This is a genomic window from Enterococcus mundtii (assembly GCF_002947535.1).
Classification (GTDB): domain Bacteria; phylum Bacillota; class Bacilli; order Lactobacillales; family Enterococcaceae; genus Enterococcus_B; species Enterococcus_B mundtii_B.
Genome location: NZ_PUAP01000055.1, coordinates 1 through 13205, shown reverse-complemented (window position 1 = coordinate 13205; position 13205 = coordinate 1). Strand labels below are relative to the sequence as shown.

The following is a 13205-nucleotide window of genomic DNA, read 5'->3' as shown; positions in this document are numbered from 1 at the left end:
TTAAAATAAAAAAAACGCCCTAAATACTTTCGTATTTAGGACGTATAAATTACGCGGTACCACCTAATTTGTAATAGTTGCCTATTACCTCTCAAAGTGAGTTAACGATCACTACTCGTTCATCTCTACTCGATTCAAGACAAAAACTCCCAAGCTACCTTCACTAGCTTTCGTTAAGAACGTTCCACCATTCGTTCTCTCTCTCTAAACGTCGGACTAGTTACTCCTCTTGATCAACATCTTGACTCATTTTACAATGGTTAGTAGCCAAAGTCAATAAAAGCTCATAACGAATCGCTGTTCGATTCACATGAAGACTCCCTTTTTGTGCGATCTTCCCACTTAGTTTTTACTTGGAAGGAAAGACTTGCGAATAATTTTCATCAAAATAGATCAACGTCTGTAGCTCAGTTGTCAGATCGATGTATTGCATATGAACATGTGGCGGAACATTGACACGATCTGGCGCAAAGTTCAAGATCGCAGTAATGCCTCCTTTGACGATTTCATCGATAGCTGCTTGTGAATACTTACTTGGTACAGTCGATATCGCCACTTTGATTCCTTCTTTTTCAACGATTTCACTAAAACGATCCATAGGATAAACCATCACACCTTCGATTTCTTTTCCAACGATGGCTGGATCATTGTCAAATACACAAACAATATTCAAATTTGCATTTCTTCTGAAATTATTGTGTTTCAATGCTTTTCCTAAATTCCCAAAACCAACTAAAGCGATTCTTTTTTCTTCTTCTGTGTTCAAAATTCGATCAAATACTTCAATCAAATAGGGAACATCGTACCCATAACCGCTTCGTCCTAATTCCCCTAAATGAGAAAAATCTCTACGGATCGTGGCAGAAGGTACTTGTGTGATCTCACTAAATTCATTTGATTTGATCCGCTGCACACCAGAATCATTCAACATGTTCAAGTAGCGTAAATATAAAGGCAACCGCTTCGCTGTTGCTTTGGGTAACGTTTCTGATTTTTCTCGCATATCGTTTCTCCTTGTTAATCATTTCACATAATTTTAGTTTAGCATGGAACAAGGAACCTCGCAATAGGAGGAAGCTTAACTCCGTGAAAAACAAGAAAAAATAAGGCACTATCCACAAAAATTTGACCTACAATTTCCGTGGATGGCGCCTTATTTCTCAAGGCTACACAATTTTCTCGACTTCTTTCACCTGTCTACTTCTTGAGACTGGATCTTTTATTACGAATGATCGACTCGTACAAGAAGTTCAAGTTCATTCTTTTAAAGTAAATCAGAAAATTCTTCTACTTGTTCTTTTGCTGTTTCTGTGTGGATCGTTTCGATCTTTAATCCTGCCAATGCACGTTCGATCATCCCATCGATATCCAAACGTTCTTCGTATTGATGTACTTTTTCTAGTCGTGGACGAGTTTTAGGCTGTGGCGGAGCAAAAATCGTGCAGCAATCTTCAAATGGTTGAATGGACAAATCAAACGTATCGATTTGTTCAGCCACTTCGATGATCTCTAATTTGTCCATCGTCGCTACGGGACGAATGATCGGCGTATTCGTGACCTCATTGATTGCCACCATACTTTGGAGTGTTTGAGAAGCCACCTGCCCTAATGATTCGCCATTTAAAATCACTAGTCCATGACGAATACGGCGGATCTCATCTGTTAAACGAAGCATCATTCGACGTGTGATCGTCATCCAGTAGCCTTGGGGCACCACTCGCTTGATCTCTTCTTGCACTTCTGTAAACGGTACTTCGATAAATTCGATTTTACCAACATAGGGTGTCAGCTTCACTGTTAAGTCTTTCGCTTTTTGCAAGGCTTGTTCACTCGTGTAGGGTGGACTAGCAAAGTGGACAGCTTCAATTTCTACCCCACGTTTCATGGCATAATAACCGGCAACTGGAGAATCGATCCCTCCAGAAAGCATCAACATACCTTTTCCGCTTGTACCGACAGGCAGACCGCCAGCTCCTTTGATCGTTTCATAGGAAAGATACGCACCATCTCGGCGGATTTCCACACGCAATGCAATATCTGGCTTTCTCATTTGTACTTGGATATCCGGAAAAACATCAATGACTGCATTACCTAAAGCTTGGTTTAGTTCATTGCTGTCCAATTCAAAACTATGATCACTACGTTTTGCAATGATCTTGAATGTTTCTTTTCCTGTATAGATTTCTTGCATGATTTCCTGAACCGCTTGTTTTAAACTTTGTACTTCTTTTTCTACTCGCACGCTAGGTGAAAAGTTTTGGATCCCAAATATCTTCGCTAACTTAGGGATAACTAGGTCTCCATCTACGCCATTCAACAGTAGATGCATCCGATCACGCTCTGCGTGGATCTTGATTTCAGGAAAATCGCTCAATGCCTGTCTGACATTTTGTGCCAACTGCATAATAAAACTTCGACGATTTTTTCCTTTTGTTGAAAGTTCACCATAGCGAACCATGATTTCACTGTACTTCACAAAAACACTCCTCTGTTCCTTAATTGATGACTGAAAATTTCTTGTACAACTGTTTAAAGATGATCATGAATTGTTCTACTTCTGCCATCGTATTGCTCTCATCTAAGCTGACGCGAATTGCTGAAGTAGCTAAATCATTGGGTACTTGCATCGCATGCAGCGTACTACTTGCCATGTGCTTTCTAGAAGAACAAGCGCTTGTCGTAGAGACAAATATTTGTTTTTCTTCTAATGCATGGACCAATACCTCACCACGAATACCTTTTAATGAAAAACACAAAATATGTGGCGCGTAATCTTCACCTTCAGAAAAAATCGTTACTTTATCATACGTATGTAAAGCTTCAATCAGTGCTTGTTTAAGATAGGCAGTTTGGTTTGGTTTTTGTGCTTTGATATCTAGAGCTAAACGCAGCGCTTTTGCCATCGCGACGATCCCCGGCACATTCTCTGTTCCACTCCGTTGATTTTTCTCTTGTCCGCCTCCAGTGAACAGCGGTGCTAAACGTCGGCCTTTTTTCCAATAAACAAAACCAACACCACGAGGGCCGTGGAATTTATGGGCAGAAAAAGTGGCAAAATCCACTCGTTCCGTCAACCATTCCTCTAAAGGAACCTTACCAATTGCCTGTACCGCATCCACATGGAAATGGATTTTAGGAAAATCATTTAAAAAACTACTGATTTCTTTGATTGGTTGGATCGTACCTACTTCATTATTTACTGCCATAACGGAGACCAAAATCGTTTCTTTCCGCACTAATTTTTTCAACTCATCTACGCGGACGATCCCTCTTTTATCGACAGGAGCAATACTCACTTCGACACCAAGTTTCTTTAACTGCTCTGCTGTTTCACTGACAGCAGGATGTTCAACGCCTGAAATGATCATGTGGTTACCGTAATCTAGTTTTTCCAGCATCGTTCCTTTAAGCACCCAGTTATTACCTTCTGTTCCACCTGACGTGAAATAAACTTCTTCAGGAGAGACAGCAATCAGTTCAGCGATTTGTTTTCTCGCTTGTTGCAACAGACGGTTCGCCTGATTGCCTAAATCGTGTAGACTTGATGGATTCCCGATGATCCGTTGACTTGTTTTGACATACGCATCCAAACTTTGCGGATAGATCGGTGTTGTCGCACTATTATCGAAATATATCATATTTAAACCTTCTTTTTTTGAAATTCTTACCTATTATAACGGTTGTCCCTTGTGCTTTCAAGTGGCGTTTTCTACGAGTTGGACTCTATAAAAAAATCGATCGAATCAACGTATTTCCTTGCCCAACAGTTACTAGTCAATGACTTCCAAAAAAAGACAACACTCGGCACTTGCCTGTGTTGTCTTTTTTGATCGAGTGATCATACTAAATCAGGATGATTGAAGTAAAAATCTTCGATTCGTTTGAATGCACCTGGTTCTGTGCGCTCTAATGCTGTGCCGATCTCATCCAAAGCCTCTTGATAGTGATATTCTTTATTGAATAAGTAATAACTCTTTTCAATGGCTTCTTTCACTTCTTCATGTGTGTGACGGTAACGGTTCGCATATTGCAACATTTGTTCGGTCAATGCTGCTGCATCCACTAGATCGTGGGTTTTCTTGTCGAGTAACTCTAGATCTTCTTCACATAATGCTACAAGACGTTCGACTTCATCCATGTTGACTCTGATCTTATTCAACACAGTACTCAATTCTTCGATACGTTCTGTCGCCACAAAGAAAAACTCTAGATAATCATTTGGCAAACCTGGTAATCGTTGTTTTTCAACAAACCGTTTAAGACTGCGCAATTTAAATTCGAATGTATCGATTTTTTCTTGCGCTTCTTTTTCACCTTTTCTTAGTTCGTGTAAAGAATCGCTGATTTCAACCTGTTGATTCTCAATATCTTCTAATACTTTGAAGACTTTCTTATAGAACGTTCTTACTTCTGAGTAAGCCACTTCATGTTGTTGTAACTGTGGTTTGATTTGCTCGTTTTGGCGTTCGATTTCTTCCACTTCTGTTTGAAAACCACGTACACGCCCGATTTCGTTATGGTTCAATGTATAACTTTGAGCGGTATGATCTAATTCGATCAACAATTGACGATTGTTTTTCGTCGCATGTTTGATATATTGTTCGATCGTTGCTTGATTTTTAGTCACAAATGCTTGTGCTTCCATCTCACGTTCTAAAATATCATATAATGCATCGATCAGATTAGCCGTTTCACGATTTTCAAATTCAACAGTTTCAACTTCCGTTTTCTCAATATTGATCAACGAACGTTCGATTCGACGATTGATCGTTTCGATATCGCCAGACAGGTTTTCTTCTGGAAAAACATACTCCTCTTTGATCAAGCGGTCATAGGTCTCTTGGATCTCTTCCACTTGCGCCGGGAAAGTCGTATTCAAGTCTTCAAATAATGGCGGGATTTTTTTCATTAACGCATCTACTTCATACGTGTGTTTTTCCGCTTTATCCAGCACTTCACGGGCTTCCACTGGATCACCTGAAGTATTTAACGTAACAAATTGTGTAAACTCATTTTCAATCGTTTTCACTTGTTTTTGTAACTCAGGTAAAGCTGGACCGTACTGCTGTTCTTCTTCTCGGATCGTTGCTTTTAGTTCCTCATAAACGTCTAAAGCTTGTTGAACAGCTAAGGAATTACGTTCTTCTGTTTCACGCAATTCTTTTAAGCCATCACGAATCTCCGCAACTTCTTTTTCCATTTGGTTCATGGTTGCTTCGGCTTCTTCTACTGCTTTTTTCCCTTTTAAGAATCTAAAGCTCTCGTTAAGATTTTCGACTTCAAAGATCTGACTTTCTAACTCGGCAAATGATGAGGTAGAGATGTCATTCCATTTTTGACTCCATTCACGAAAGGTATTTTGGCTTTGCCCCACTAGATGCATTTTTTTGACATCGTCAACTTCTTCAATCACAGGCAAGTCGAATAATTCTTCCTTGCGTTTTTCTAAGACGTCCAATCGATCTTGGTTTTTTTTCTTCATTACGTAACTAACCAAAAAAGCCAGAATGGCGACTATAATGATTGCAATGACGATCCCGATGATAACATTATTTCCCATTTAAGGTTCCTCCGTTTTCAATATGCATCTACTGTCTCTATTTGTTTATGATCAGACGAATCTGATTTGCATAACATTGTAAATACGTCTTTCGTGCAAAAAGACATCTATTTTATATTATAACATACTCTGTTCAGTCATACACTACCTACGTAAAAAATCTTTTTTGACATCTTTCTACCAACTAAATGAGCAAACCATTTCAAGGATTCGTTGAAGGATTTTCTGTGGCAAACTTTGCTTGTTCTGCCTTCTTCGTTTGTTCCTTGATTTCCTTGGCGATCCTTTCTTCAGGCGCAAAATCCTTTTGCCAATTGTCCGGCTTCAATACTTTGTTTGTAACAGGATCGTAGTGAGGTTTTCCATCTGGAAATAGTTTTCCCATATTCGCTTGATGGACAATATCAAAAATCCTCGTAGGATCTACGCCCAGCAAAGAAAAGGAACCATACGTAAAATAAAGCAAATCAGTCAGCGCATCCACTTGCTCGACGAGACTTTCCTCTCCCCAATTTTGTTTTGTGAGAATCTTTTTTTCTGCTTGATCAAGTGCATGATGCAAGTATTGGACGGAATCATGCAATTTTTCAGCATCACCGTCACTGGCTGCCGCCACAAACTCAACTAACTCTTCGATTTTAAAACCCGCTCGGTCATCTGCATGTTTTTTTGTAAACGCAGTGGGTCTCTCTGGTATTCTTGGATCGAACGTCCGATGGAATTGTTCTACTTTTTGATAAGGTGTTTCTGGTTCCATATTGAATGTATTCCTCCTAACTGACACATATTCAATCGACTACCCCAAAATGCTTCAATCCTTTATAAATACCATCCGCTTCATTTGATGCCGTGACAAAATCCGCTTGCTGCTTCACACCAGTTGGCGCATTGCCCATTGCAACACCGATTCCTACTCCTTTTAGCATTTCAACATCATTGTAATGATCGCCAAACGCCATGATTTCGGACAATGCAATTCCTTTACTTGTCGCAAATTGTTGGATTCCTAACAATTTGGACCCCCCTTTAGGAATAATATCGACCGTATAAGGATTTGAGCGTTGGAACGAACATTCAGGGAATCGTTGGATGAGTTTTTCTTGCTCAGATGTTTGGCTTAATAAAATGCATTGATAAATCGGCTCATTCAATATCGCTAATGTTTCATACCGTTTTCGTTGTCGGTGAGGACTGAACACTTGTAAGATTTTTTTCAATAGACGTACAGGGAATTTTTTTGGTAAGTGGTTGACTATTTTTTTGATGATGATCGATTGACCTAACATCATCGTCGTTGAACCATCTAATTGATCTCGCCCACCAAAAATGATTTGTCGGTGATGGGCATCCGAAAAGTGGACGATATCCGCTAATACTGTTTTATCAAAAGGATGGTCGACGATCGTTTGATCACGGTCAAAGACTAATTGACCATTGTAGACGACGAACATATCTAGTTCAAGTTCATCGATCACTTCTTTGATTCTTACAGGGCTACGCCCAGTGGCAACACCACATAATATGCCTTTTTTTTGTAATTGATCAATCGCATCTTTAGTTGAAGCCAACGCTTTTGCTTGGTTGTTGACTAATGTGCCATCGATATCAAAAAAAACTGCTTTGATCATGTCGTTCCATCACCTCTTTCGATTATTATTTAGTAAAAAGTTGCTAGTCGAACAGTTGCATTTCTTATTGGTAAGACAAACTTACTGCTTTTTATAGGGTTAAACTTTTGTAGAAGTCGAGTGTTCAAAACAAATCGATTTGTTTTGGATTTAGCTCATCTGGTTCGATCCCTAAGATCTTTTGTAATGCCAAGGCATTTTCAGCCGCATCTCCACCAGAGTTATTATTGAAGATCACCCCAACATGTTTCGTTGACCCTTCTACTTTTTTGATGGCTGCTGCTAATTCCTGTAACTCTTCTTCAGAATACCGATACAACGTTCTTTTTTTTCGCCAATCCTGATCATTTGCTTGCCAACCTTGCTCATTTCTTCCATGAAAGCGAAAAAGTGTAAACTCCGAATTTGTCACATAAGGATCAAATGGGATCGTCGTGTTCAGTAATTGTGGTTCATCGATGATTGCTAAGGAAAACATTGCGCGAGTCATAAACTGTCTCGTGCGTGACAGAAATTGATCGCTATACCAAGAATAATCACGTAACTCAATAGCTACCGGATAGCCATTGAACCATTTTCTTAGTTTTCTCAAATAAGCGACATTTTCTTTAGTACATTTAAATGAAGCTGGAAATTGAACTAAAAAACAAAAGAGTTTTCCTGTTTCACTCATCGGTGCCATCACCTCTAAAAAGCGTGCGATCATCTCTTCTTCAGATTGATAATACTTCTGCCAGTCACCTTGACCACTGATTCCTTGATAGGCTTTTATCACAAAACGAAAAGCTGCCGGCACCTCATTCACCCACTTTTCCACAGATGATTTTCTGGGGATGCCATAGTAGGCGGTATCTAATTCGACTAATGAAAGGACACTCGCATAATCGTAAAGAGTATTATTCTTTTTTCCTGTTAATTTGTCATGTTCTTTAAATGAAGTCAAGCCAACTTTGATCACGGCGAATCACTTCCATTCGTTTAAATTCATTTTATCTTTTTGTTCAAGTTATTCCGTTTGATTCATTCATAGCAAAACTCTTTTATATAGTATACAATAAGCTAGAAACCCTATGCAAAATTATTCGTGAGGAAGTTCTGAAAATGAAAAAAATTCTTATCTTACACACAGGCGGTACGATCGCCATGAAAGAAAATTCTTTAACAGGTGGCGTAAGTCCAGATGTGGCGAACCCACTATTAGATGCAGAAGTAACGATTCCAGAAAATGTTGATTTGATCATGGAAGATATCTTTAATCTTCCTTCCCCACACATCATGCCTAAACATATGTTACAACTTAAAGAAAGAATCAACCAAGCCGTTCTTTCTGACATCCAAGGGGTCGTGATCACTCATGGGACAGATACGTTGGAAGAAACAGCATTTTTTCTAGACTCAACGATTGGCGATAAGTTACCGATCGTCTTGACAGGAGCGATGCGTTCAAGTAATGAGCTAGGTAGCGATGGTCTATATAATTTTGAAAGTGCCATTCGTGTAGCAAGTTGTGATGAAGCAAAAGACAAAGGCGTTTTGGTCGTGATGAACGATGAGATCCACTCAGCACGTTATGTCACTAAAACCCATACAACTAATGTCGCTACCTTTCGTACCCCTACATTAGGGCCAATCGGTTTGATCACTAAAAATCGTATATTGTTTATGCAAGAATTACTTGAAACTCAAAGACTAGATATCACTTCAGTCAAAGGTACGATCCCGATCGTCAAAGCCTATGCGGGTATGCAAGGTGATTTATTAGAAGCACTTGCCCATTCGAAAGTCGACGGTCTGGTCATTGAAGCTTTAGGCGCTGGGAACCTCCCTCCGCAAGCATTAACAGCATTAAAGAAACTCTTGATCCAAAAAATACCAGTAGTCTTGGTTTCTCGTTGCTTCAACGGAATCGCTGAACCCGTTTATGATTATGAAGGTGGCGGAAAAGAACTCGCAAATATGGGCGTTATTTTTTGTAATAGTATCAATAGTCAAAAAGCTAGACTAAAACTTTTGATTGCCATCAACGGTGGCTTATCTGAAGAAAATCTGATCAAATTTATGACACAATAAAAAAGCGAGTAAGATGGGGCATCTTATCATGTCGAAAACTGAATACACGCTTCAACCACATCCTCGATAAACGGAGTTCCGAATGTAACTCCTTCAAAAATAAGCGCGAAAAACCCAAAAATTGAAAGAACAATTTTCGGTTTTTCGCGCTTATTTATCAAAGCAAAACATGTCACAATCTTGTCTCACTCGATTTATTTTGTTTCCTCATTTTTCTCCCATAAGATATTCGCTGCACAATAAAGTTGCTCTTGCATTCTGATCTCATGTCTCGTTTTTACCTCTGTTCCAGAAACTGTTTGTTCATAATGACTCTCGATCTCATTGCCATATTCAACCTCTTTATCAAAGCGGATCAACACATGTTTAGGTGTATGTGTTGTCAGAAAATCATAACCTAAAACATCAATGATCCAGTTGAAATACATCGCATTGTTCACATGTTGATTGCTGTCAATATCATAAAATCGAACACGATATGGCAACATCAAGCCAGATTCGATTGGCTCGATTTTTTCTTGTCGTTTGATTTTCTTGATTTTTTCGCTTTCAAAAGGTGCAATGATTTCTTCGTTCACGCTACTCATCTTACGGTTCACTAGATCCATCAAAACAAAGACAGATTCGATTTCAACTAATTCATTTCCTTCTTCATCGTGGATCCAAAAATTACGATAGCAAAAGAATTTATTATACTGCATCGCTTGTGTAGTAATAGCAATTTTTTCACCAACATGAGGCAAGCGATTGATTTTCATCGAATAGTTCGTGATTACCCAAGTTAAGCCAAAGCTACTGACAAAGTCGGTTCCTCGGCCCAAATGATCACTTTGTTCTTCCGAAGTCTTGATGACCACACCTAGCATGGACGGAAAAGTCATTGTTTTATTGATATCACATTCATAATAAGATACTTCATGTTTTTTTGTATATTTTTGTGCCAAAAGAAAACCTCCAATTACTTCTTCATTAATATATGATCGACCTGTGTCCCATAACTCTCTCCAAACATATTGAGATGCGCCAACAAGTAATAGAGTTGATAAAGTGGTAAACGACTCTCCCAGCCCTCTTCCAATGGCCAGCTTTCTTGGTAAGCTTCCAGGAATTCAGGACGAAAGCCACCGAACAACTGACTCATCGCAATATCTTGTTCACGATTTCCATAAGAAACTGCTGGATCGATAAACACTGGTCTTCCTTGTTTATCATAGAAAACATTACCACTCCACAAATCTCCATGCAAGAGGCTAGGCGTAATCTTTCGATGATCGTCACGATTTAGTAGTTCTTTTTTTAACCGCTGATACTCTTTTTCACGTGTTTCATTCCATCGATTGTTTTTCTCCGCAATGTCGATTTGAGCCTCCAAGCGATTTTTGAAAAAGAAGGTCCACCAATCTTCTTCAAATGTATTGAGCTGTGGTAAACTGCCTAGATAATTGTCCTTGCGAAAACCAAACTGGGGAGCAGTCGAACGATGGATCTTTACTAGGTCTTTTGCCAGTTCTCGAGGATCACCTTTCCCTGGTTCGATCCATTCCATCAATAGATAGGCACCTTCATTTGTTTCGCCTAACATATAAGTTTCAGGTACACGTACATGTGGTGCAAGTTCTTTCAGACCATCCACTTCTGCTTCAAAAAAGCGTTTGGTCACATGAGGATGGATTTTTAGAAAATAGGATTTTTGCTGTTCTTCAATTCGATAGTTTTGATTCACATCTCCCCCAGTAATCGGTATCACCTTACCACTTAAACGAATCTCTGTTAACACTTCTTGGATATCCATTTTCACTCCTCCTTGCTATTTCACAAGATCGATCATTCATCGATCAAGTACACCCGCAACAACTCCTATATCATTTTAAAGTATAACACAGGTATTTATAAAATCCTGAAATCAAGAAATCAACAAAAAACAGATACAGAAAACTATCAAGTCTCTGTATCTGTTTTGATTGATATTGAAATTAAGCTAATGCCCCCATTGGGTCCCAAGGAGCTAATAAAATTGGTTCAGCATTAAATGCGGCCAGTTGTTCTTCCGTCAATAAATCTTTGCGGACAACGATTTGATACGTATATTCATCCATCCACTCATCACTCATCACAAAGAACCCTTTATCTCCGACTTTTTCTCCCCAGCTGTTTTCGACTTTCCATTTAGTTGATTTCCCATCAACTAAATCGACACCAGTCAAGACCATCGCGTGAGTCATCAAGCTTTCGCCATGATCTAAACGTTCTGCTTTCGTCATAGAAAAATCTAAATCGAATAATTCATCCATCTCATAAACATCTGTTGCCATGATGCCACTATCTCTTGTAGAAGATTGACCAACGTCACAACCAAACCATACAGATTCTCCTTGTTCCAGTTGAGCGATCGCTAAATTTTTAAACGTTGTCATATCAACATTAAGGTATTTGACTTCTTTTCCTCCGACAACATTCCCTAACATTTCAACTGTATAAGAGCGATCATACGGTTTGTCTGCGGTCGGTGCATTGATGATACTTACATAATCATCTAAATTCACACCAATATATTTATCGTAAAACATTTGTGGAGTCAATTGTTGATCGATATGGTAATTTTTTTCTTCATCTCGGTATTCAAAATCAAATTCAGTTGGCGGAGTGCCTAAAGAGGTTGTTAGAAATTGATAGATCCCAGCTAACATCTTTTCTTTTTCTACTTGGATCTCTTCATTTGTTTTTCCTTCAGCCACCAATTGACGTAATTTGACAGCGTCTTTACGCAATAATTTATTCAAGTAGTTATTCAAATCACGAGAATTTGAACTATTCGCGCTTTCTGGCATCACTGATTTTGGTACGACACCATACTTTTGGAATAATGATACGATCATATCCCATTGTCCACCATCTTGTTGAGGAACAGCTAGTAAAAAAGCGACTTTACGGCTGTCTAATGCTTCATTGCCTGTTGCGAGAATATTTTCATAAAAATAGTTTGCTTTCTCGTATTTATCCCAAAAGAAAGTATAATTTTGTGATAATTCAAATTCCTTTAAGTGGAATTGATTCAACAATTTGTGACGGAATGTATTCAACGCCGCAAACATCCAGCAACGGCCAGATTGTTTTTGGTTTGAGACTTTCCCAGTCGCTAGATCTACAGAAAATACCGGTGTGTTTTTTGTATGTGAAGCAATATTTTCTGCTGAAGCTGTGATCCCATTCTTTACAACAGCATTTTGTAAGGCTTGTTGCTTTTTATTCGTTTGAAATTGATCGGCAAATTTTTTTGTCATATCTGGTGTAATCGCGTTCATTTAATCATCCTTCCCGATTGAAAATATATCTCCATTTTACTCTTTAACCCTTCGAATTACAATGTGCTATTCTGAAAATTCAGAACAATCATGCGATTCAATCTGCATATTTACATTGAAAAACAAAAAAGGTCTAGGAGAACTCTCCTAGACCTTTTGTATTACTCCGGCAGTAGGACTCGAACCTACGACATCATGATTAACAGTCATGCGCTACTACCAACTGAGCTATGCCGGAATCAAATTACATAAATATAATATCAATTTTCATCATATAACGCAATACTTTTTTTCGATTTTTTAAATAATTACTAATTAACCATCGTTATTTTATATTTGTGAAAAACAACTCAATTTCTTTTAAATGTCGTCTGTTCACACAGAAAAGTTATTGACAAATGACCATAAATTAGTTATCCTATTTAGGTAGTAAAAAATGCCGCTTTAGCTCAGCTGGTAGAGCGCTTCCATGGTAAGGAAGAGGTCGACGGTTCAAGCCCGTCAAGTGGCTTTCGTAAGACAACGTTATTTAGACGTTGTCTTTTTTGTGTCTCCTGTATTTTAGAGCTTATTGATTCCTTTCAAAGACAATAAAAAAACACAACAGGATCTGTTGTGTTTCAAGTACTCCGGCAGTAGGACTCG

Annotated in this window: 11 protein-coding genes, 2 tRNA genes and 1 other annotated feature; of the genes, 2 read left to right on the top strand and 11 right to left on the bottom strand. The window is 38.7% G+C overall.

Annotated elements, in window-relative coordinates:
- Nucleotides 1-33 precede the first annotated feature (33 nt).
- Nucleotides 34-246: a binding site (T-box leader), on the bottom strand.
- A gap of 103 nt (nt 247-349) precedes the next feature.
- From CUS89_RS15275 to CUS89_RS15245, 7 genes are all read right to left on the bottom strand, one after another.
- Entirely contained in the window at nt 350-1003 is a 654-nt protein-coding gene (locus tag CUS89_RS15275) for a redox-sensing transcriptional repressor Rex (RefSeq protein ID WP_010736081.1), read from the bottom strand.
- 261 nt (nt 1004-1264) lie between these two features.
- On the bottom strand, nt 1265-2476 hold the full coding sequence (thiI, locus tag CUS89_RS15270) for a tRNA uracil 4-sulfurtransferase ThiI (RefSeq protein WP_071867019.1): 1212 nt from the start codon (nt 2474-2476) through the stop codon (nt 1265-1267).
- Nucleotides 2477-2495: 19 nt separating this feature from the next.
- Nucleotides 2496-3638, bottom strand: coding sequence for a cysteine desulfurase family protein (locus CUS89_RS15265; RefSeq protein WP_104872730.1), 1143 nt, complete (start codon nt 3636-3638; stop codon nt 2496-2498).
- A 200-nt stretch (nt 3639-3838) separates the two neighbouring features.
- Nucleotides 3839-5560: a septation ring formation regulator EzrA gene (locus CUS89_RS15260; RefSeq protein ID WP_104872729.1), complete on the bottom strand. Its 1722-nt coding sequence runs from the start codon at nt 5558-5560 to the stop codon at nt 3839-3841.
- Nucleotides 5561-5762: 202 nt separating this feature from the next.
- Nucleotides 5763-6317 (bottom strand): HAD family hydrolase, encoded by a 555-nt coding sequence (locus tag CUS89_RS15255; protein ID WP_104872728.1) that lies wholly within the window; start codon nt 6315-6317, stop codon nt 5763-5765.
- A gap of 31 nt (nt 6318-6348) precedes the next feature.
- The gene (locus CUS89_RS15250) at nt 6349-7188 is read right to left on the bottom strand and encodes a Cof-type HAD-IIB family hydrolase (RefSeq protein WP_104872727.1); all 840 of its coding nucleotides are present in this window, start codon (nt 7186-7188) and stop codon (nt 6349-6351) included.
- Nucleotides 7189-7312: 124 nt separating this feature from the next.
- Complete coding sequence (locus CUS89_RS15245) at nt 7313-8146, bottom strand: DUF72 domain-containing protein (RefSeq protein ID WP_104872726.1); 834 nt, start codon at nt 8144-8146, stop codon at nt 7313-7315.
- 143 nt (nt 8147-8289) lie between these two features.
- Between CUS89_RS15245 and CUS89_RS15240 the strand changes: the two genes are divergently transcribed.
- A complete protein-coding gene (locus tag CUS89_RS15240; RefSeq protein WP_104872725.1) occupies nt 8290-9258 on the top strand; it encodes an asparaginase in 969 nt (322 codons plus the stop codon).
- Nucleotides 9259-9452: 194 nt separating this feature from the next.
- Here CUS89_RS15240 and CUS89_RS15235 read toward each other — a convergent pair whose 3' ends face one another.
- The 4 genes from CUS89_RS15235 to CUS89_RS15220 form a co-directional block, all read right to left on the bottom strand.
- Nucleotides 9453-10202: an acyl-ACP thioesterase domain-containing protein gene (locus CUS89_RS15235; protein ID WP_104872724.1), complete on the bottom strand. Its 750-nt coding sequence runs from the start codon at nt 10200-10202 to the stop codon at nt 9453-9455.
- 14 nt (nt 10203-10216) lie between these two features.
- Nucleotides 10217-11050, bottom strand: a complete 834-nt coding sequence (locus CUS89_RS15230; RefSeq protein WP_019723571.1) for a fructosamine kinase family protein — start codon at nt 11048-11050, stop codon at nt 10217-10219.
- Between the two features lie 181 nt (nt 11051-11231).
- A complete protein-coding gene (locus tag CUS89_RS15225; RefSeq protein ID WP_023519252.1) occupies nt 11232-12560 on the bottom strand; it encodes a C1 family peptidase in 1329 nt (442 codons plus the stop codon).
- A gap of 164 nt (nt 12561-12724) precedes the next feature.
- Nucleotides 12725-12798, bottom strand: a tRNA-Asn gene (locus tag CUS89_RS15220).
- Between the two features lie 200 nt (nt 12799-12998).
- On the opposite strand from CUS89_RS15220, the gene CUS89_RS15215 reads away from it, so the two are divergent.
- A tRNA-Thr gene (locus CUS89_RS15215) sits at nt 12999-13071 on the top strand.
- Nucleotides 13072-13205 lie beyond the last annotated feature (134 nt).

Bases quoted from the DNA above. Each gene is read 5' to 3' on its own strand.
- CUS89_RS15275 (WP_010736081.1), bottom strand. From the start codon at position 1,003: ATGCGAGAAAAATCAGAAACGTTACCCAAAGCAACAGCGAAGCGGTTG.
- CUS89_RS15265 (WP_104872730.1), bottom strand. From the start codon at position 3,638: ATGATATATTTCGATAATAGTGCGACAACACCGATCTATCCGCAAAGT.
- CUS89_RS15260 (WP_104872729.1), bottom strand. From the start codon at position 5,560: ATGGGAAATAATGTTATCATCGGGATCGTCATTGCAATCATTATAGTC.
- CUS89_RS15255 (WP_104872728.1), bottom strand. From the start codon at position 6,317: ATGGAACCAGAAACACCTTATCAAAAAGTAGAACAATTCCATCGGACG.
- CUS89_RS15250 (WP_104872727.1), bottom strand. From the start codon at position 7,188: ATGATCAAAGCAGTTTTTTTTGATATCGATGGCACATTAGTCAACAAC.
- CUS89_RS15240 (WP_104872725.1), top strand. From the start codon at position 8,290: ATGAAAAAAATTCTTATCTTACACACAGGCGGTACGATCGCCATGAAA.
- CUS89_RS15230 (WP_019723571.1), bottom strand. From the start codon at position 11,050: ATGGATATCCAAGAAGTGTTAACAGAGATTCGTTTAAGTGGTAAGGTG.
- CUS89_RS15225 (WP_023519252.1), bottom strand. From the start codon at position 12,560: ATGAACGCGATTACACCAGATATGACAAAAAAATTTGCCGATCAATTT.